Consider the following 21,610-nt stretch of genomic DNA (forward strand, 5'->3'; position numbering starts at 1 on the left):
GCGCGGAGGCGAATGGAACACGAGCCTCGCGCACGCGGATGCGGTCCGGATGCGGGCGGTTTCGGCTGCAACGGACACGCGACAACAGGTGACGCTTCGGGCACCGCACCGGAGCGCGAGCTACGGGCCGTGCAAGCGGCCGGTCGACATGTCTTGCCGCCCTGCGGCGCGGAGGCTCGTGTGTCATCGCCATCGTCACCCCGATCGCGGGTTCCGCCCGGAACGCGCATTTCCGCAGCCGCAACGGGGCGTGACATCGGCGCGCCCGACGGCCTTCCTCGCCGCAGGTTTCCACCTGCGTGTTCGGCTTCCCTGATCGTTTCGAAATCGAGCGCCGGCACCTGCGCACGTGTTGCCGTTCTTCCCGGAGTTCCCATGTCCCGATCCGTCTCGTCCCGCCGTTTCCCCGCATTCGCCGCCGTCGCGCGCGGTATCGCCACAGTCGCATCCGCCGCGATGCTGTTCGCGGCGAGCGCGCCGGCGATGGCGGATGCCGGCATCGGCGCGCAGGTGAACTTCCAGTCGCCGCTGACGGTGGGACAGACCAACGCCGCCGGCTTCGTCGTGTACACGAATACCTCCGACGTCGGTCTCACCTTCACGATCGACAAGGACCTGATCCGGCTGATCCCGAGCTGCACCGTCTACGCTGCGCCGTTCTGCACGACCCCCGACCTCGGCGTCTTCAGCATCGATTCCCCTGCGACCGGCGCCGCGGGCACCGCCTGCGCCGGCGTGTCGTTCACCGTCACGCCGACGGGCGAGGCCGATGGCAGCGTCTGGCTCGTCCCCCCGGCCGACATCGTGCTGGGCGTCGCGGGATCCGCCACGGCGTCCTGCCGCATCGACTTCACGTTCGACGTGCTCGAGTCGCCGGTCGACGTCAGCGTTCCCCTGCCCGGCGCCCAGACGCGTCCGGGAACCCGGGTGGACGGTGAAGCGAGCGACGGGTCGATCGGCCAGGGCTTCGGCACCACGATCGTGACGGTCAATCCGACGACCCCCGGGCTCTCGACCACCGCGTCGCCGACGCTGGCCGCCCCCGGCAACATCTACGACACCGCCACGCTCACCGGTGGCGTCAATCCGACCGGAACGATCACGTTCAAGCTCTACGGACCGAACGACGCGACCTGCGCGACCGCGATCTCGACGACCCAGGTGACCGTCAACGGCAACGGCGCCTACCAGTCGGCCAACTACTTCGCCACGCTCCCCGGCACCTACCGCTGGATCGCGTCCTACAGCGGCGACGCCAACAACGCCGCGGTCTCCGGCGCCTGCAACGACTCCGGCGAATCGGTGGTCGTGACCAACGGCAATCCGTCGCTGACCACGATGGCCTCCCCCGCCGTCAAGCTCGGCAATCCGATCCACGACACCGCGACGCTCTCGAACGGCGCGAGCCCGACCGGCACGATCACCTTCAACCTCTACGGCCCGAACGACGCGACCTGCGCGAGCACCCCGATCTTCAATTCGGTGGTGGCCGTCAACGGCAACGGCAACTATCCGTCGGCCAATTTCTCGCCGACAGCACCCGGAACCTACCGCTGGATCGCGACCTACAGCGGCGACGCGAACAACAATCCGATCGCGGGCGCGTGCAACGATCCGAACGAGTCGGTCGTCGTGAGCCCCGCAACGCCGAACCTCTCGACGACCGCCTCACCGAGTTCCACGACGATCGGCCTGACGGTGACGGACAGCGCGAACCTCACCGGCGGCTACAACCCGACCGGAACGGTCGTGTTCAAGCTCTACGGCCCGGCCACCGGCAATACCTGCATCGACGCCGGCGCCGGCGCCAACCTCGTGTTCACGTCGAACCCGATCACGGTGAACGGCAACGGCAGCTACGGACCGTCGACGCCCGCGTTCCAGCCCACGGCGCCCGGCACCTACCGCTGGATCGCGAGCTACAGCGGCGACGCGAACAACGATGCGAAGTCCGGCGCCTGCGGCGACGCGAACGAGACGGTCATCGTCAACAAGGCGACGCCGGGACTCTCGACGACGGCTTCGGCAGGCGGTGTGATCGGCGTCTCGGTGACCGACTCGGCGACGCTCACCGGTGGCTACTCGATGACCGGCAACCTCGTGTTCCGCCTCTACGGGCCGAGCGCGACCAACGTCTGCAACGCCGGCAACCTCGTCTACACTTCGCCGGCGATCACGGTCAACGGCCCGGGCAACTATGGTCCGTCGGGCTCGTTCCAGCCGACGGTCGCGGGCACCTATCGCTGGAGGGCCACCTACTCCGGCGATGCGAACAACGCCAGCGTCACCGGCGCGTGCGGCGCCGCGAACGAATCGGTGACGATCACCAAGTCGTCGCCGTCGATCGCGACCACGGCGTCGGCCGGCGGCTCGCTGGGCACGCAGGTCACCGATTCCGCCACGCTGTCCGGCGGTTCGAATCCGACCGGCACGATCACCTTCCGCCTCTACGGCCCGAGCGCAACGCCGGTCTGCACCAACCTCGTGTTCACGTCGAACGCGATCGCGGTCAACGGCAACGGCAACTACGGGCCGTCGAACGCGTTCACACCGACCGCCGCGGGCAACTACTACTGGATCGCGAGCTACTCGGGCGACACCAACAACAACCCGGCCGTGGGCGCCTGCGGCGCCACGGGTGAGACCGTGACGATCGACAAGACGCGGCCGACGATCGCAACCACGGCGTCGGCCGGCGGCTCGCTGGGCACGCAGGTCACCGACTCCGCCACGCTGTCCGGCGGTTCGAGCCCGACCGGCTCGATCACCTTCCGCCTCTACGGCCCGAGCGCGACGCCGGTCTGCACCAACCTCGTGTTCACGTCGAACGCGGTCGCGGTCAACGGCAACGGCAACTACGGGCCGTCGAACCCGTACACGCCGACCGCGCCGGGAAACTACTATTGGATCGCGAGCTACTCGGGCGACGCCAACAACGCCGCAGTCGACGGCACCTGCGGCGCGACCGGCGAGACGGTGACGATCGGCAAGTCGAACCCGACCATCGCGACGACGGCCTCGGCCGGCGGACCCGTCGGCACGCAAGTCACCGACTCGGCCACGCTGTCCGGCGGTTCGAGCCCGACCGGATCGATCACCTTCCGCCTCTACGGTCCGAGCGCGACACCGGTGTGCACGACCCTCGTGTTCACGTCGAACGCGATCGCGGTCAACGGCAACGGCAACTACGGGCCGTCGAATGCGTACGCGCCGACCGCGCCGGGGAACTACTACTGGATCGCGAGCTACTCGGGCGACGCCAACAACTCCGCGGTCGACGGCACCTGCGGCGCGACCGGCGAGACGGTGACCATCAGCAAGGGAGCACCGAAGATCGTCACGTCCGCCACGGCGGGTCCGGTGAAGCTCGGCGCGTCGATCTCCGACCAGGCGACGCTGTCCGACGGGGTGAATCCGACCGGGTCGATCACCTTCGTCGCCTACGGGCCGAACGACGCGGCCTGCGCGACGCCGGTGTTCACGTCGAACGCCGTCGCGGTCAACGGCAACGGGGTCTACAACTCGGCACCGGCGTTCACGCCGACCGCGGTGGGCACCTACCGCTGGATCGCGAGCTACTCGGGCGATGCCAACAACAACGCCGTCGCCGGCGCGTGCAACGATCCGGGCGAGTCCTCGGTCGTTACCCAGGCGACGCCCGCGATCGCGACCACCGCCTCCGCGGGCGGGACGGTCGGGCCGACGAGCGTCACCGACCAGGCGACGCTCACCGGCGGCACCAACCCGACCGGCTCGATCACCTTCCGGCTCTACGGTCCGGACGATGCGACCTGCGCCAACTCGCCGGTCTTCACGTCGAGTCCGGTGGCGGTGAACGGCAACGGCATCTACACGTCGCCGTCGTTCACGCCGTCGGCCGCGGGCACCTACCGCTGGATCGCGAGCTACAGCGGCGATGACGGCAACGCGGCGGTCGCCGGCACCTGCAACGACCCGGGCGAATCGGTGGTGCTCACGAAGTCGGACCTGACGCTCGTGACCATGACGGCGTCGACGGTCCAGCTCGGAACGCCGATCCACGACACCGCGACGCTTGCGGGCGGTGTCAATCCGACGGGCAACTTGATGTTCCGGCTCTACGGTCCGAACGACGCGACCTGCTCGAACACGCCGGTCTTCACGTCCGGCAACGTCGCGGTGAACGGCAACGGGTCGTACGCTTCGCCGTCGTTCACGCCCAACGCGATCGGAACCTACCGCTGGATCGCGAGCTACTCGGGCGACGCCAACAACCCCGCGATCTCGGGCGCGTGCAACGACGCGAACGAGTCCGTGGCCGTCATCCCGGTCACGCGGATCCCGACGTTGAGCGAGTGGGGGCTCCTGCTGATGGCGCTGATGCTCGGTTCGATCGCGGTTGCGACGCTGCGCCGGCGCCCGGGCCGCTGACGGAGGCAAGGGGGAGAAGGACGCCGGGCGGGTGTTTCCGCCCGGCGCTTTTCTTTTCAGCGGCGACGACTGCGTCGGGCTGAAGCCCGACCCACGGGAGAGTTTGTGGGTCGGCCTTCAGGCCGATATCGCGTTCCACCGCGGTAGGTCGGCCTTCAGGCCAACGCAAGGCCCCGAGAATCGGCACGGATCCCGTCGGGCTGAAGCCCGACCCACGGGAGAGTTTGTGGGTCGGCCTTCAGGCCGACATCGCGTTCCACCGCGGTAGGTCGGCCTTCAGGCCGACACCTCGCGTTCGAAACGACGCGACCGATCGCCCTGCGTCGTGGGTCAGGCCAGCACGACGCCCGCGCGAACGGTGCCCGCGCGCTCGTGGCGCGCGACGAGGTCGACCTTCGCGCCCGGCTTCGCGCGCACGACCCATTCGAGCTTCATGCGATCGTCGGTGACGACCGTGTCCGGCCAGAACGAGACGCCGGTGTGCTTGTGCGCGCGGCCCTCGAGCTGCCCGTGCTCCTCGCGCGACTTGCCCGAGACGAGCGTCGCGCCGGCGGACAGCGCGATCTCGGCGACGAGTCCGCGCACGGTCTTCTGAGCGAGCGCGCGCTTCGAGACGTACGCGGGCAGCCAGCCGGTGTTCTGCACGACGAACTCGACCTTCCAGGTGTCGTCGCCGACGCGCTTCGCGCCCGCGTGCACGAGTTCGAGTTTGGGTGACGCGAGCGCCTGCCAGACGATCCAGTCGGGAAAGCGCGCGACCTCGCGCTCGAGGAACGCGGGCGGCGGATTCGAGAACGCGTGGAAGCGGTCCCAGCCGCCGATCTCCACGGGGCCCAGGTCCGGGTGGTCGAACGCGCGCCAGCCGTGGTGCGCCGCGCCACCGAGCTTCTCGTCGCTCCAGCGCAGGAGCTTCAGGTCGTCCTCGGGCGGGTGGTCGCGGAACCAGTCGATGTACTTGTAGTTCGCGATGCCCGCCTCGCGCATCGGCGACCACACCTCGACCACCCACACGAACGCGCCCAGATGTTCGTAGAGCCAGTCGAAGGTGCCGCTGATGACGCTCTTCGGGTGGTAGCGGAACTCGTGGTAGACCGAGATCGCCGGATAGCCGGTGCGCTTCTCCCCTTCCCTGCCGACCGCCTGGTACACCCACAGGTCCTCGGCGTGCATCTCGTCGTCGCTCTGGTGCTCGAACGGGCGCAGCAGCACGCCGCTCCAGGTGTGGAAGGTCGTGCCGCCGGTGATGTTGCGGTGGTTGACGATGAAGTCGACGACCGCGCGCACCTCGGGCTCCGACACCGGATAGGGGCCGCTGCCCTGCTGGTCGAACTCCTGGCGCCACGACGCGGGGAAGTTGCGGTTGAGGTCGAGGCCCTCCTTGCGCTTCTTCATCCGCAGCGTGTGGCCGTCGTAGCCCTCGTAGCGGCCCTCCGGCACGATCCGGTAGTAGGCGCCGCCGGTCTCGACCGGGTCGCGCCGGATCATCAGGCGCGCATCCTCGGGGTGCGCCTTCCACAGGCCGTTCGGGTCGGGGATGCGCATCTGCAGGATGCGGCCGTCGCCGTCGACGTCCTCGACGAAGAGCCCCTCGATGTCCTCCTCGTCGTGCGGATAGGGGCGCGTGCTCGAGCGGATCCAGCGCGGCCTGTCGGCGAGCGCCCATTCGGCGCCGTCGGGGTTCATGCGCGGCAGCACGTAGAACGCGCGGGTGTCGAGCGCGCGCGTGACGTCGGGGTCCTTGCCGTAGCGCGAGAGCAGCGAATTGACGAGGTAGAGCGCCGCGACCGAAGCCGTGACCTCGGTCGCGTGGATGTTGCCGTCGACCCAGTACGCCGGCTTCTCGCTCGCCGGCCCGGTCTTGGCGTTGGTGAGCGTGACGAGCCACAGGTCGCGGCCCTCATGGCTGCGGCCGATCGAGGCGACACTGCACAGGTCGGGGTGCTCACGGGCGAAGACCTGGATGGCGTCGGTCAGGTCGGCGTAGCGGAGGAAGCGGTCGAAGCGCAGGTCGGGCATGACGGAAGCCAGCGGACGAAGGGAGCGAGAGTGTCGGGGCCGCCACGCGGCCGCGTCAAGCGCGGGACGTTTCAGCGGGAGTTTCCCTCGTTCACCGGAATACCGTATATTCGTTCGGTATGCCGGTCGACCTGCTCCCCCGCTACGCCGAACTCCACTGCGTCTCGAACTTCAGCTTCCTGCGCGGCGCGTCGCACCCGGAGGAGCTGGTCGAGCGCGCCGCGCAACTGGGCTACGCGGCGCTCGCCCTCACCGACGAGTGCTCGCTCGCCGGCATCGTGCGTGCGCATCTCGCGGCGAAGGACGCGGGCATCGCGCTTATCGTCGGCAGCGAGTTCACGCTCGACGACGGCACGCGGCTCGCGCTCTACGCGACCGACCGCGCGAGCTACGGCGACCTCGCGCAACTCGTCACGCGGGGCCGGCGGCAGGCGGCCAAGGGCAGCTACCGGCTCTCGCGCGGCGACGTCGAGGCGCTCGCATCGAGCTGCCTCGCGCTGCTGTTCGGGGGAGATCAGAGGGGTCAGACTCGATTGATTGCCGGATCAAAGGGGTCAGACTCGATTGATTGCAAGGACCGATCGCATCATTCCGGACGAAGCCGATCAATCGAGTCTGACCCCTTTGATCATCAATCGAGTCTGACCCCCTTGATCCGCTGGATCGCCGACACGTTCCCCGGCCGCGCGTGGCTCGCGGTCGAGCGCTTCGCGCGCGCGGGCGACGACGCGCGGCTCTCCGCGCTCGAAGCAGTCGGGCGCGAGTTCGGGCTGCCGCTCGTCGCCGCGGGCGACGTCCACATGCACGCGCGCGCGCGGCGCGCGCTGCAGGACACGCTCACCGCGATCCGTCTGCGCACGCCGGTCGCGCAGTGCGGCTATGCGCTCTTCTCCAACGCCGAGCGCCACCTGCGCTCGCGCGGACGCCTCGCGACGATCTACCCGCCGGCGCTGCTCGAAGAAACGCTCGCGGTCGCGGAGCGCTGCCGGTTCTCCCTCGATGAACTCCGCTACGAGTATCCCGACGAGGTCGTGCCGCCCGGCGAGACACCCGTCTCGCACCTGCGCAAGCTGGTCGAGGAAGGCCTCGCGCGGCGCTATTCGACCTCCGACACCGGGCGCGGATGGCTGCACGGCGACGCGACCTTCCGCTGCCTCGCCGCCCCGCCCGAGGTCCGCGAACTGATCGAGCACGAACTCGCGCTCGTCGCCGAGCTCCGCTACGAGCCCTACTTCCTCACCGTGCACGACATCGTCGCGTTCGCGCGTTCGCAGGGCATCCTGTGCCAGGGCCGCGGATCGGCGGCGAACTCGGCGGTCTGCTACGCGCTCGGCATCACCGAGGTCGATCCCGCGCGCATGTCGATGCTGTTCGAGCGCTTCATCAGCCGCGAGCGCAACGAGCCGCCCGACATCGACGTCGACTTCGAGCACCAGCGGCGCGAGGAGGTGATGCAGTACGTCTACGCGAAGTACGGCCGCGACCGCGCGGCGCTCGCCGCGACGCTCATCACCTACCGTCCGAAGAGCGCGGTGCGCGACGTCGGCCGCGCGCTGGGGCTCGGACTCGCCGAGGTCGACCGGCTCGCCGGCGTGTTCGCGTGGTGGGACGGCCGCGCGATCCACGCCGAGCGCCTCCGCGAAGCGGGCTTCGACCCGGAAAGCCCGCTGATGCGCCGCCTCGTCGCGCTCACCGGCGCGCTGATGGGCTTCCCGCGCCACCTCTCGCAGCACGTCGGCGGCTTCGTGATCGCGCGCGGGCAGATCGAGCGCATGGTGCCGGTCGAGAACGCCGCGATGGCCGACCGCACCGTCATCCAGTGGGACAAGGACGACCTCGACGCGATGGGGCTCCTCAAGGTCGACTGCCTCGCGCTCGGCATGCTCTCGGCGATCCGGCGCTCGCTCGACATGGCCGGCATCGGGCGCATGCAGGACATCCCCGCCGAGGATCCCGAGGTCTACGCGATGATCCAGCGCGCCGACACGATCGGCGTGTTCCAGATCGAGTCGCGCGCGCAGATGTCGATGCTGCCGCGCCTCAAACCCGCGTGCTTCTACGATCTCGTGGTCGAGGTCGCGATCGTGCGCCCCGGACCGATCCAGGGCGGCATGGTGCATCCCTACCTCAAGCGCCGCCAGGGCAGGGAACCGGTGACCTACCCGAGCCCCGCGGTCGAGGCAGTGCTCGCGCGCACGCTCGGCGTGCCGATCTTCCAGGAGCAGGTGATGCAGCTCGCGATCGTCGCGGCGGGCTTCACGCCGGGCGAAGCCGACCAGCTCCGCCGCTCGATGGCCGCGTGGCGGCGCAAGGGCGGCCTCGAGAAGTTCGAGGAGCGGCTGGTCGAGGGGATGGGCAAGCGCGGCTACGGCGAGGCGTTCGCGCGCCAGATCTACCAGCAGATCCTGGGCTTCGGCGAGTACGGCTTCCCCGAATCGCACTCGGCGTCGTTCGCGCTCCTCGTCTACGTGTCGTCGTGGTTGAAGCGCTACCACCCGGCCGCGTTCACCGCGTCGCTGTTGAACTCGCAGCCGATGGGCTTCTACGCGCCCGCGCAGCTCGTCGCCGACGCGCGCCGCCACGGCGTCGAGGTGCGCGGTCCCGACGTCACCGCGAGCGGCTGGGACTGTGCGCTGGAAAGCGGTGCTTCCCCCGCGCTGCGTCTCGGCCTGCGCATGGTGAGCGGGCTCTCGCAGGCGGGCGCGCAGCGGATCGAGGAAGCGCGCCGGGCGCGCGCGTTCGCCGGCGTCGCCGACCTCGCGCACCGCGCACGCCTCGACCGCCGCGACCTCGAGGCGCTCGCCGACGCGGGCGCGCTCGCTTCGCTCGCCGGCCATCGCCACGCCGCGACCTGGGAGGTCGCCGGCGTCGAGAAGCTCCCCGCCCTCCTCGACGGCGGCACGTTCGACGAAGCGGCGCCCGCGCTGCCCGCGCCGACCGAAGGCGAGGACGTCGTCGCCGACTACCGCAGGCTCGGCCTCACGCTGCGCCGCCACCCCGCCGCCCTGCTGCGCCGCGAACTCGCGAAGCGGCGGCTCTCGACTTCGGAAGAGATCCGGCGCACGCCGCACGGCCGCCTCGCGCGCGCCGCGGGCATCGTGATCGGCCGCCAGCGGCCCGACACGAAGAGCGGCGTCGTGTTCGTCACGCTCGAGGACGAGACCGGCGCGACCAACGTGATCGTCTGGCGCGACCTCGCGGACCGCCAGCGCCGCGAACTCCTGGGCTCACGACTCCTCGCGGTCTACGGCAAGGTCGAGCGCGAGGGCGAGGTCGTGCATCTGATCGCGGGACGGTTGGTCGACCTCACGCCGCTCCTGGGATCGCTGCCGACGCGCTCGCGCGACTTCCACTGACGTCCGAACGGCGAGCGGCGTCGCATCCCGGCCCGAACGGCATTACGAAGGCGATCCGCCACCTCGGACGGGCCTGGCCGCCCGTGCCCGCGCCTCGTGCGCCGTCGATCAGGCCCCGGTGGCGACCGCGCAGGCGGCCGTCTTCGCCTGGCTCGCCTTCGCGATCGCGACGTTGATGCGCACGTCCTCCGGGACGCCGTTCTTCACCGCCGTGATCTCCGCGAGGATCGAGATCGCGATCTCGGGCGGCGTGCGGCTGCCGATGAACAGGCCGATCGGGCCGTGCAGCCGGGCGATCTCCTCGTCGGTCAGGTCGAACTCGTGCAGCCGCTCGCGGCGCTTCTCGTTGTTCGCGCGCGAGCCGAGCGCGCCGATGTAGAACGCATTCGATTTGAGCGCCTCCAGAAGCGCGAGGTCGTCGAGCTTCGGGTCGTGCGTCAGCGCGACCACGGCCGAGCGCTCGTCGAGGTTCATCGCGCGCGCGGTGTCGTCGGGCATCGTGCGCACCAGCGTGACGCCGGGGATGTCCCAGGTCTCGGTGTACTCCTCGCGCGGATCGCAGACCGTCACCTGGTAGTCGAGTCCGACCGCGATCGTCGCGAGGTACTTCGAGAGCTGCGAGGCGCCGATCACGAGCATCCGGTACCGCGGGCCGTGAATCGTCACGAGCGTCTTGCCGTCGAACGCGAGCCCGTCGTTCGCGCGCGCCGGATGCAGCGTCGCGAAACCCGAGGCGAGGTCGAGCTTGCGCGCGACCAGGTGCCCGACCTCGATCTCGCGCAAGAGCGCGAGGATGCCGGACTCGCGCGTGAGCGGCTCGAGCACGAGCTGGATCGTGCCGCCGCAGGGCAGTCCGAAGCGCCGCGCCTCGTCGGCCGACACGCCGTAGGTCACCGTCTCGCACTTGTGCGTCGTCAGGCCTTCGCGCCGCACGCGGTCGATCAGGTCGTCCTCGATGCAGCCGCCGGACACCGAGCCCACCACGTGGCCGTCATCGCGCACCGCGAGCATCGCGCCCGGGGGCCGGGGCGAACTCCCCCAGGTCTTGACGACGGTGACGAGCAGCACCCGACGGCCCGCCTCCACCCATTCGGCACTCTTCTTCAGGCATTCGAGATCGACGCTGTCCATCACGGTTCCCTTCAGGAGCGAAAGCCCCCCTTGGTCGCGAGCCACAGGAGCAGCGCGACGATCGCGGCGAGCGCCGCATAGCGAATCCAGCGCGCACCACCGGCGGGCGCGGGCAGCGTCGGCGCTGCCGATTCCGGCGCGGCCGGGGACGCCGGGCCGAGCCGTTCGGAAAGCCGCGCGAAGAAGTCGTCCGCGAGTTTCGCCGCCGCACCGTCGATCAGCCGCGAGCCCACCTGCGCGAGCTTGCCGCCGACTTGAGCCGACGCCGTGTAGCTCAGCGTCGTGCCGCCGTCGGCCGGGGCGAGCGCAACCTTCGCCTCCCCCTTCGCGAACCCGGCAGCTCCGCCCTGCCCCTGGAATTTGAGCGTGTACCCGGTCGGCGGGTTCACGTCGGCGAGTTCGATCCGCCCGCCGAATCGGGCGGACACCGGACCGACCTTGGCCAGCACGCTCGTCGCCCAGGTTCCGTCCGCCTCGCGGACGAAGGAATCACAGCCCGGAATGCAGGCCTTGAGGGTCTCCGGGTCGTTCAACGCTTCCCAGACGCGGGAGGGAGGGGCCGGGACGAGCCGGCTGCTCGAGAGGTCCACGTTCATTCGCCCAAGGGCCGCGCCCGGCGCCGGGCACGCAATGTGCTAACTTTAGCGCATGAGCCTCGATACCGACACCCAGCCGCCCCGCGATGCCCAAGCCAGCCGGGGCAGCCGCGACGTCCGCCTCGCCCAGGCGCTGCTGCGACTGGGCGCCGGAGTCGTCGTCCATGCCTCGCTGCCGCTGGCCGACCTAATCGCGCTCGCCCAGCAGGCGGCCGAACGCGGCGCCGCCTTGACGCTGCGCGGCGCCCACGAACGTTCCACCGCCGACCTCGAACGGGTGGCGATGGCCGGTCGCGGACAGGTCACCTTCGACCTGTCGGGCTGACCGCACCGGTCTCGTTCGACCGCTGACCCGGCCGGCCGGCCGCGGCACGCCTGCCACGCCCCCGCCCGGCAACCGGGCGTCCGGGATCGTCCCGCGTCGCCTCCGCGCCCCGCGTGAGCGTCTCCGCGAGCGCTTCGAGCGAGGCGAGGTTGTGGACCGGCAGGAAGTCATCGACCCAAGGCAGCATCGCGCGTATGCCGGCCGGCCGCGCCTCGAAGTCGGCGTAGCGCAACAGCGGATTCAGCCAGACGAGCCGCCGGCAGGACTTCGCGAGCCGCTCCATCTCGGCGTCGAGTCCGGTGCCCGCCTCCGCGTCCAGGCCGTCGCTGATCAAGAGCACGACCGCGTTCTGCCCGAGGAGCCGGCGCGACCAGCGCCGGTTGAACTCGGCGAGCGATGCGCCGATGCGCGTCCCTCCGGCCCAGTCCTCGACCGACGCCGCCACGCGCGCGAGCGCCACGTCGACGTCGCGGTGCTTCAGGTGCCGGGTGACGTTGGTGAGCCGCGTGCCGAACAGCAGCACGTGGACGCGGTGCCGATCGTTGGTGATCGCGTGCAGGAAGTGCAGCATCATCCGCGAGTAGCGGTCCATCGATCCGGAGATGTCGCAGAGCACGACGAGCGGCGGCGGCGCGCGCCTGCGCGCGCGGAACGCGAGCGGCGCCGCCCGCCCCGCCGCGCCGGCCATGCGCCGCAGCGTGGCGCGAAGGTCGACGCGGCGGCCGCGGTCGTCGCGGCGCATCCGGCGCAACGCGACCTCGGGGAGCGGCAGTCGCAGCCGCGCGATCATCCGCCGGACCTGCCCGAGTTCCCCGGCGGTCATCGTCGCGAAATCGTGGTGCTGCAGCACCTCGCGCGGCGAGAACGTGAACGCCGCGTCGAGCGTCACCTCGTCGTCGCCCGCGCGCGCGGGCGCGTCCTCGCGCGGCGGAGCCAGCGCCTCCGCGAGTCGCGCGGGGACGTCGGGAGGCGCTTGCTCCTCGCCGGTGCGCCCCTGGACCTGCGGCAGCAGCGCCGCCGCCATCTTCTCGAGGAGCTTCGGGTTGCGCCAGAAGAGCTCGAACGCCTGCTCGAACAGGTCGAGGTGCTCGCGCCGCGAGCACAGCACCGAGGCGAGCGCCTCGCGAAAGTCGCTGCGGTTCTCGAGCCCGACCGCCTCGGCCGCGGCCAGGGCGTCGATCGTCTTCGCCGGCCCGACCGGCACGCCGGTCGCGCGCAGCACGCGCACGAAGTGCAGCACGTTCTCCGCGAGGTGCCCCTTCGGTTGCAGCGGCGCGAAGGGCGCGCGCGCGCCGGGGGCGCCGGGCGTCGGAGTCGAGGTCAGATCGAGAGCTTCCGCAACGCGTCGGGGTCGCGCAGCACCGAGCGCTGGCGCGACTCCGGTGCGCCGTAGAGGCCGGCCGGCGGCTTCGTATCGAGGCGGCCTACGACCGCCGCATCGTTGCAGGCCGCGTCGAAGCGCACGCGGACCTCGCTGCCGGCGGTCGCGCCGGACAAGAAGCACGCCTTGCCGAGCTTCGCGTTCAACGGCGCGAGCACGCCGGAGGCGACGAGATCGGCCGGCGCGCCGCCGCCGGAGAGTTCGAGGTCGAACGTCCCGGCGGGCGCGCCAGCGCGGGCGCCCGACGAGATCACCGCGGGCAATCCGATGAACTCACGCGCGAGCTTGGCGGCCACGTCGGCGGACGGCAGTCCCTCGATGACCAGGGTCACGCGCTTCGCGGTCGCGCTCGCGTGCTGCAGGAAGAACTCGCGCGAGAACGCGTCGGCGACGCCGGTGCCGATCGCCTTCAGCGCCTCCTCCTCGCTCGGCCAGCTTCCCGCGCCTTTCGGCAGCGCGGTCGCGTGGTAGATCTCCTCGCCGGTCGTGCGGTCGAGCGCCTTCAGCGTCCACGACGAGAGCGCGTACTTGGTGACCACGATGCCCGAGGCTTCGAGGCGCGTCGACAGGCGCTTCACCGCGGCCTCGCCCGCGATCGACACGTCGGCCGCCGCCGGGTCGACGACGCGGAAGCCGAACGACCGGATGCGCTCGGCCAGCAGGTTCTCGGCGACCGGCGAGCGCTGCGGCGGCAGGTCGGGCCGCTCCGCGTCGCGCACCGCGATCGCGATCGACACCTTCGGGTCGCCGTTCGCGCGGATCACGTCGAGCCGCTCGTCCCGCGTCATCGCGTTGAGCGACTTCTGCACCGCCTTGACGTTGACGACGGCCTCGGTGGTCATCGTGGCGACGCCGCTCGCCCCCACCACCGGCTCGCTCTCGCGCACGACGGTCCGGATGAAGTCGCCGCTCTTCGCGACGAGCTTCGCGTTGAGCGCATCGTAGTTGGCGGCGAGCGACGTCGGCTCCACGAGGAGCGCCAACGCCTTCTCGACGAGCTGGCCGCGCGCGTCCGCCCGAAGGTCGCCGGCGAGCTTCGCGGGATCGGACTTGTAGCGCGGGTCGCTCGCGTCCGCGTAGCCTGCGGCGGCGATCAGCAGCGTGCCGGGTTCGGCGGGCGCGGGCGTCACGGGAACCGGACCGGGCGCCGGTGCGGCCGAAGGCACGGCGGCAGGCGCCGCAACGGGCGGCGGCGCGACGGACGCCACCTGCGTCGTGTCCGACGACACGTGGCGCCCCGCCTGGCTCGCGACGCTCTGCATCCACCACCACAGTCCCGCCGCGATCGCGAGCGCCGCGACGCCGACGACGATCAGCACGGCGGGAAGCTGCGACTTCGGACGTGACACGGTCGTGGTCGGCGCGTCGAGCGACGGGCGGGCCGCGTAGGCCGGCGTCGGGGCCACGGTCGCCTCCGGCGCGGGTGGGCTCGCGGGCCTCGGCGACGGCGCCCGCGCGACCGTCGACGCCACGACCGTCGCCTCCGCATCGAATGCCGGCGCCGCAGCGCTCGCCGCCTTGCTCCGGGCGGGCGCGGGCATCGCGAGCGCGCGCAACGCCTTCGCGAACTCCGCCGCGGATCCGTAGCGATCCTCCGGCTTCTTCGCGAGCGCCTTGCGGACGATCTCGTCCATCAGGTCCGGAAGCTGGACGTTGAGCGTCGTCGGAGGCAGCGGATCCTCCTTCAGCACCTTCTGCATCGTCGTCGTCGACTGCGCACCGCCGAACGGGCGCTCGCCGGTGACGAACTGGTAGAGGACCACGCCGGTCGAGAACACGTCGGTACGCGCGTCCACCGGCAATCCGAGCACCTGCTCGGGCGACATCGAACTCGGCGTTCCCATCACCGACCCCGCCTGGGTGAGCGAGGACGACTCGAGGTGCGCGATGCCGAAGTCGGCCACCTTCACCGTGCCGTCCTCGCGGACGAACACGTTGGCGGGCTTGATGTCGCGATGGATCACGCCGTGCTCGTGCGAGTACTGCAGCGCGTCGAGGACCTGCGCGGTCAGCGCCACGGCATCGGCGGTCGAGAACCGCTCGCCCGCGTCGAAGCGGGCCTTCAGGTCGCGTCCCTCGACGAACTCCATCGCGATGTACGAGGTTCCCCCGTCCTCGCCGAAGTCGAAGATCGAGACGATGTTCGGGTGGTGCAGGCGGCCCGCGGCCTCGGCTTCGCGCCGAAAGCGCGCGACGATCGTCGCGGCCTCGTCGGGCGAGAGCCGGTCGGCGCGGATCGTCTTCAATGCGACCCGGCGCTTGATCATCGGGTCGTAGGCCTCGTAGACCACGCCCATCGCGCCGCGTCCGAGTTCGCGCCGGATTTCGTAGCGCCTGAGGTTCTCGATGTCCGCCATCCCCTTCGCCTTCTCGCCTATCGCCCGTTGCAATGTCCGCTCGCCCCCCGGGGGGAGGCGAACGCAGCAGCGCGCAGTTCGCTTCGGGGGGACGTCATCGCGCGCCCGCAGGGCCGCCCCAAGGGCGCGCGTGCCCCCCGGGGGGAGGCGAACGGAGCGGCGCGCAGTTCGCTTCGGGGGGACGTCATTTGTACTTCGAGTCGATCTCCCAGACCGACTTCTGCACGAGGCGCTGGACCATCGTGTCGAGGCCGACGCCGCCCTTCTGGCTCTGCGACACGCCGAGCACCGAGGTGCCGGTCGCGCCGAGTTCCATCTTCTCCTCGGTGTAGCCGGTCGCGACCTGTTCGGTCGTCTCGGCGTCGATGATCTTGTAGCGCATGCCGATGATCCACACGCTCGTCGCCTCGTTCGTCTGCACCGAGCCGATCGCCTGGCCGCCGACCGCGCCCGCCCGCGCACCGCCCCAGGAACCGCTGAACGCACCGAGCGTCGACGCGATGGCGCCGATCGCACGGCCGTCGAAACCCTGCTGCGCCTGCGCGATCTGCTCGGTCTTCAGGATGTCGAACTTGACGACGTACTTGGTGCTCTTCAACTTGCCCATCCGCAGGAACTTGCGTGCCTGGTCGGGGTCGCCCAGGTTGTAGGCGAGTTCGAACTCGCGCAGCGCGCCGCCGAGGTTCGTGCGTTCGAGCACCGGGAAGTTGGCGGCTGCGAGTTCGATCTCGCCGTAGTCGGCGATGTTGTTGGCGGTGAACTTCTGCAGGAACGTCGCGTTGTTGCTCTTGATCTCGCCGGGAATGACGACGAGCGCGGGCCCCTTCTTGTTCTTGTTCACGTAGTCGACCGACTGGTAGAGCGCCTGGTCGGCGGACTGGTTCGCCTGCTGCGAGGTCGTGCTGCCGGCGGTCGGGGACGGATTGCCGAACTTCGGCTGCGCGGCCGCGGGCGCGGCGGAGAGCGCGACCGCGGCGATCGCGGCGAGCGTCGACATCGAGGCGATGAGCGTCATCATGGTTCTCCTGCGGTTCGTTCGTCCGGTCAGGGCTTCTTCGGCGCGGGCTTCGCGGGAGCGCCCATCCCCGCCTTGCGGCAGTAGTCGGCATAGAGCTGCGCGACGATCTCGTCGGCCTGCTCGTTCACGAGCGTCAGCGCCATGCGCGCGACGTCCGCCCCGGCGTACGAGGCCGAGTGCGCCTCCGCGTGCGACACCGGCCGGCCGTCGCTGCCGTTCAGCGTGAAATCCAGGTTCACCGCGACCTGGTTCACCGCCATCATCGGATTGCGCGTCGCTTGCGAGGTCACGTGACCGCGCAGCACGAAGCTCGCCCCGAGGCGCTTCGAGGCGTTGAGCGCGGCATCGGGATCGTTGCGCATCGCCGCCTCGACCTCCGCCTGCGCGATCTGGCGGCGGATCTCCTCGGGCGTGAAGGTGCGCAGGCCGAGCGCGCGGAGCCGGCGGTTGATTGCCTCGTAGACCGGGCCATGGTTCTGCTGATGCCAGTAGACCCAGCCGTTGCTCCGCTCCTCGCCGATCACGACCATGATCTTCTTGTTCTTGAGGTCGGCGCGGCAGGGCGTCGACAACTGCACGGCGATGCGGTCCTCGCGCGCCTCGCGTTCGAGCCGGTCGGTGTCGTCGGGCTGGCCGAACTTGAAGCCCTGCGCCGCCGCGAGCGACGCGGCGAACGGCAGGGCGAGGACGGCGGCGACGGCAGAGGCGAATCCGGAACGCATCGTGGGATCTCGGGGAACCTCCAAGCGTAGCGCAACGCCCACGCGGAATCCACACGGCGGGCCCGAAGGCGAATTTTCGCGCTGCAACGGATTGGAGCCTACAGCCGGATCCCGCCCTCCTGCACCTCGGCGACGAGCCGGGCGGCGACCGCGGGCGTGATCGCGCCGACGTCGTCCTGGTACTTGAGCAGCACGCCGACGGTGTCGCCGACCACCGCGGGGTCGAGGGCGATGCGGTCGAGCGCGACGAGCGCCTCCGCCCAGTCGAGCGTCTCGGCCACGCCGGGCGACTTGAACAGGTCCATCGCGCGGAGCTTCTGAGTGAACGCCACGATCTCGCGCGCGAGCGACTCCGGCGCCCGAGGACACTTGCGCCGGACGATCTCGAGTTCGCGCAAGGCGTCGGGATAGTCGACCCAGTGGTAGAGGCAGCGGCGCTTGATCGCGTCGTGGATCTCGCGCGTCCGGTTCGACGTGATCACGACTGCCGGCGGCTCGGCGGCGCGGATCGCCCCGAGTTCGGGAATGGTCACCTGGAACTCGGCGAGCACTTCGAGCAGGTAGGCCTCGAACGGCTCGTCGGCGCGGTCGAGTTCGTCGATCAGCAGCACCGGCGCCACGCCGTCGTGCGGCGCGAGCGCCTCGAGGATCGGCCGGCGCAGCAGGAAGCGCGAGGTGAAGATGTCGTGGGCGAGGTCGTCGCGCACCACGTGTCCGCCCGCCTCCGCGAGCCGGATCTCGATCATCTGCCGCGGATAGTTCCACTCGTAGACCGCCGACGCCGTGTCGAGGCCCTCGTAGCACTGCAGCCGAACGAGCCTGCGGTTCCGGGACGCGGCGAGGACCTTCGCGATCTCGGTCTTGCCGACGCCCGCCTCGCCTTCGAGGAACAGCGGCCGGCCGAGCTTCAGCGACAGGTAGACCGCTGTGGCGAGCCGGCGGTCGGCGACGTAGTCCTGAGACGCCAGCATGTCGAGCGTCGCATCGACCGATGCGGGCGGCGGAACCGGGGCGCGCGGCGCGTTCATCGCGAAGGGGGAATCGTCGTCAGGCGGTCGAAACGGCGGGGGCGGCGCCCGACGGGCGTCGCCCCCGAGGATGCCACATCCGCGATCGCGTCGTCGTCAGCGTGCCGCCTCGACCGCCCGCGATGCCATCACCGCGACCAGATGCGCGCGATAGGCGGCCGAACCGTGGAGATCGCTGTTGAGCGAGGCGGCATCCACCTTGACCGCTTTCGCCGCGGCCGCCCCCCAGGATTTCGCGAGCGCGTCCTCGAGCGGCTTGCAGCGGAACACCGATGACCCGGCGCCCGTCACCGCGACGCGGACGCCCGACCCGGCCTGCGCGACGAACACGCCGACGAGCGCGAACCGCGATGCGGGATTCGGAAACTTCGCGTACGCGGCCTTTTTCGGGATCGGGAAGTTCACCGAGGTGATGATCTCGCCATCGGCGAGCGCGGTCTCGAACATGCCCTTGAAGAAATCGTCCGCGGCGATCTTGCGCCGGTTCGTGACCACGGTCGCACCGAGGCCGAGCACCGCCGCCGGCCAGTCGGCGGCCGGGTCGTTGTTCGCGAGCGACCCGCCGATCGTGCCCATGTTGCGGACCTGGCGGTCGCCGATGCCTTCCGCGACCGACGCCAGTGCGGCAATCGCGCCCTTCACGACGTCGGAGGACGCGATCTCCGCGTGACGCGTCATCGCGCCGATCGTCACGTGATCGCCCTCCTTCCGGATGCCCTTCAGCTCGGCGATGCCCGACAGGTCGACGAGGTGGCCGGGCTGGGCGAGGCGCAGCTTCATCGCGGCGACGAGGCTCTGGCCGCCGGCGAGCGCCTTGCCGCCGGTCTTCGCGAGCAGGGCGGAAGCGTCGGCGACCGACTTCGCGTGGTGCAGTTCGAATGCGTACATGGTCGTCTCCGTCAGGCCCGTTTCGCGGATTGGATCGCCTGCCACACGCGGTGCGGCGTCGCCGGCATGTCGAAATGCCGGACGCCGACGCCGTGGAGCGCGTCCATCACGGCGTTCATGAGCGCCGCGGGTGCGCCGATCGCGCCCGCCTCGCCGCAACCCTTGGCGCCCAGCGGGTTGTGCGTGCACGGCGTCACCTTCGTGCCGACCTTGAACGACGGCAGGTCGTCGGCGCGCGGCATCGCGTAGTCCATGTAGGTGCCGGTCAGGAGCTGCCCCGAGGCCGGGTCGTACACGCACTGCTCGAGCAGCGCCTGGCCGATGCCCTGCGCGAGCCCGCCGTGCACCTGGCCTTCGACGATCATCGGATTGATGATGTTGCCGAAGTCGTCGCAGGCGCAGAACTGCACGACCCGCACGACGCCGGTGTCCGGGTCGATCTCGACCTCGCAGACGTGCGTGCCCGCCGGGAAGGTGAAGTTGGTCGGGTCGTAGAACGCGGTCTCGTTCAGGCCCGGCTCCAGGCGGTCGAGCGGGTAGTTGTGCGGCACGTACGCCGCGAGCGCGACCTCGCCGAACGCCTTGCTGCGGTCGGTGCCGGCGACGGTGAACCTGCCGTCCTTGAACTCGATGTCGGTCTCGGCCGCCTCGAGCAGGTGCGCCGCGATCTTCTTCCCCTTGTCGATGACCTTGTCGACCGCCTTCACGATCGCCGTGCCGCCGACCGCGAGCGAACGCGATCCGTAGGTGCCCATGCCGAACACCACGCGCCCGGTGTCGCCGTGCACGATGTCGACGTTCTCGACCGGGATCCCGAGACGCGAGGCGACGACCTGCGCGAACGTCGTCTCGTGGCCCTGCCCGTGGCTGTGCGATCCGGTGAACACGGTCACACTGCCGGTCGGGTGCACCCGGACCTCGCCTGCCTCGAAGAGTCCCGCGCGCGCACCGAGCGCGCCGGCGATGTTCGACGGGGCGAGGCCGCAGGCCTCGATGTACGAGGCATAGCCCAGGCCGCGCAACTTCCCGGCCTTCGCGGACTCGGCCCTGCGGGCGGCGAAACCCTTCACGTCCGCCATGCGGTTCGCCTCGTCGAGGCAGGCGTCGTAGCCGCCGGTGTCGTAGAGGAGCGCCACCGGCGTCTGGTAGGGAAACGTGCGGATGAAATTCCGCCGCCGCAACTCGTCCTGCGCGATGCCGGTCTCGACCGCCGCCTGGTGGACGATGCGCTCGACCACGTAGGTCGCCTCCGGCCGTCCGGCGCCGCGGTAGGCGTCGACCGGCGACGTGTTGGTGAACGCCGCGGTCACCTCCGCGTAGATCACCGGCGTCGTGTACTGCCCGGCGAGCAGCGTCGCGTAGAGGATCGTCGGAATGCAGGAAGCGAAGGTCGAGAGGTACGCGCCCATCGCGGCGACGGTGTGCACGCGCAGTCCGAGGAACTTGCCGTCCCGGTCGAGCGCGAGTTCCGCATGGGTCACATGGTCGCGGCCGTGCGCGTCGGTGAGGAACGACTCGCTGCGCTCGCACGCCCACTTGATCGGACGGTTCACGCGCTTCGACGCCCAGACCATCGCGGTCTCTTCGGCGTACAGGTAGATCTTCGAGCCGAAGCCACCGCCGACGTCGGGGGCGATCACGCGCACCTTGTGCTCGGGAAGTCCCAGCACGAACGCGGTCATCAGCAGGCGCTCGACGTGCGGATTCTGGCTCGTGACGTAGAGCGTGTAGGCGTCGTCGGCGCGGCTGTACGAGGCGACCGCGGCACGCGGCTCGATCGCGTTGGGAATGAGCCGGTTGTTGACGAGGTCGAGCTTCGTGACGTGCGCCGCCTTCGCGAACGCGGCGTCGACCGCCGCCTTGTCCCCGAGCGCCCAGGTGTAGCACTTGTTGCCGGGCGCCTCGTCGTGGATCTGCGGTGCACCCTTCTTCAACGCGTCGACCGGATTCACGACCGACGGCAAGATCTCGTAGTCGACTTCGATCCGTTCGGCGGCGTCCTTCGCCTGCGTGACGGTCTCGGCGATCACCAGCGCGACCTGGTCGCCCACGTAGCGCACCTTGCCTTTCGCCAGCACCGGATGCGGCGGCTCCTTCATCGGAGTGCCGTCGATGTCGTGGATGAGCCAGCCGCAGGGGAGCCCGTTGACGCCCTCCAGGTCCGCGCCGGTGTAGACCGCGACCACGCCGGGCGAGGCCTTCGCCTCCGCGGTGTCGATCTTCCGGATGCGCGCGTGCGCGTGCGGCGAACGCAGGAAGAACGCGTGCGCCTGGTTCGGCTGGACGACGTCGTCGGTGTACTGGCCGGCCCCGGTGAGGAAACGCGCGTCCTCCTTGCGCCTCACCGACTTGCCGATCACGCCGTGCTCGTTCGCGCCCATG

The 21,610-nt window shown here is 70.5% G+C and carries 13 protein-coding genes; 3 read left to right on the forward strand and 10 right to left on the reverse strand.

Annotated elements, in window-relative coordinates:
- Positions 1-375: 375 nt before the first annotated feature.
- Positions 376-4,410 carry an IPTL-CTERM sorting domain-containing protein gene (locus tag HS109_18515; protein MBE7524361.1) on the forward strand — a complete coding sequence of 1,345 codons (4,035 nt, stop codon included), beginning with the start codon at positions 376-378 and terminating at the stop codon, positions 4,408-4,410.
- Positions 4,411-4,740: 330 nt separating this feature from the next.
- Here HS109_18515 and HS109_18520 read toward each other — a convergent pair whose 3' ends face one another.
- Positions 4,741-6,426, reverse strand: a complete 1,686-nt coding sequence (locus tag HS109_18520; protein ID MBE7524362.1) for a carboxypeptidase — start codon at positions 6,424-6,426, stop codon at positions 4,741-4,743.
- A gap of 119 nt (positions 6,427-6,545) precedes the next feature.
- Here HS109_18520 and HS109_18525 point away from each other — a divergent pair, with 119 nt between their 5' ends.
- On the forward strand, positions 6,546-9,782 hold the full coding sequence (locus HS109_18525; protein MBE7524363.1) for an error-prone DNA polymerase: 3,237 nt from the start codon (positions 6,546-6,548) through the stop codon (positions 9,780-9,782).
- Between the two features lie 108 nt (positions 9,783-9,890).
- Here the strand turns inward: HS109_18525 and HS109_18530 are convergent, their stop codons facing one another.
- Positions 9,891-10,913 carry an XdhC family protein gene (locus tag HS109_18530; protein MBE7524364.1) on the reverse strand — a complete coding sequence of 341 codons (1,023 nt, stop codon included), beginning with the start codon at positions 10,911-10,913 and terminating at the stop codon, positions 9,891-9,893.
- A gap of 11 nt (positions 10,914-10,924) precedes the next feature.
- The gene (locus tag HS109_18535) at positions 10,925-11,509 is read right to left on the reverse strand and encodes a carbon monoxide dehydrogenase subunit G (protein MBE7524365.1); all 585 of its coding nucleotides are present in this window, start codon (positions 11,507-11,509) and stop codon (positions 10,925-10,927) included.
- Between the two features lie 52 nt (positions 11,510-11,561).
- Between HS109_18535 and HS109_18540 the strand changes: the two genes are divergently transcribed.
- On the forward strand, positions 11,562-11,834 hold the full coding sequence (locus HS109_18540; protein MBE7524366.1) for a hypothetical protein: 273 nt from the start codon (positions 11,562-11,564) through the stop codon (positions 11,832-11,834).
- On the opposite strand, the gene HS109_18545 is transcribed toward HS109_18540, so the two are convergent.
- The 7 genes from HS109_18545 to HS109_18575 form a co-directional block, all read right to left on the reverse strand.
- Entirely contained in the window at positions 11,812-13,104 is a 1,293-nt protein-coding gene (locus HS109_18545) for a VWA domain-containing protein (protein ID MBE7524367.1), read from the reverse strand. The genes HS109_18540 and HS109_18545 overlap by 23 nt on opposite strands.
- Before the next feature lie 50 nt (positions 13,105-13,154).
- Positions 13,155-15,572, reverse strand: a complete 2,418-nt coding sequence (locus tag HS109_18550; protein MBE7524368.1) for a serine/threonine protein kinase — start codon at positions 15,570-15,572, stop codon at positions 13,155-13,157.
- Between the two features lie 184 nt (positions 15,573-15,756).
- Entirely contained in the window at positions 15,757-16,569 is an 813-nt protein-coding gene (locus HS109_18555; GenBank protein MBE7524369.1) for a hypothetical protein, read from the reverse strand.
- 47 nt (positions 16,570-16,616) lie between these two features.
- Entirely contained in the window at positions 16,617-17,312 is a 696-nt protein-coding gene (locus HS109_18560) for a DUF2066 domain-containing protein (protein MBE7524370.1), read from the reverse strand.
- Between the two features lie 98 nt (positions 17,313-17,410).
- Complete coding sequence (locus HS109_18565) at positions 17,411-18,340, reverse strand: MoxR family ATPase (protein ID MBE7524371.1); 930 nt, start codon at positions 18,338-18,340, stop codon at positions 17,411-17,413.
- A 96-nt stretch (positions 18,341-18,436) separates the two neighbouring features.
- Complete coding sequence (locus HS109_18570) at positions 18,437-19,228, reverse strand: xanthine dehydrogenase family protein subunit M (protein MBE7524372.1); 792 nt, start codon at positions 19,226-19,228, stop codon at positions 18,437-18,439.
- A gap of 11 nt (positions 19,229-19,239) precedes the next feature.
- Positions 19,240-21,609, reverse strand: coding sequence for a xanthine dehydrogenase family protein molybdopterin-binding subunit (locus HS109_18575; GenBank protein MBE7524373.1), 2,370 nt, complete (start codon positions 21,607-21,609; stop codon positions 19,240-19,242).
- Position 21,610: the final 1 nt, after the last annotated feature.

The sequence above is a fragment of the Burkholderiales bacterium genome, from assembly GCA_015075645.1.
In the GTDB taxonomy this organism is placed as follows: Bacteria; Pseudomonadota; Gammaproteobacteria; order Burkholderiales; family Casimicrobiaceae; genus VBCG01.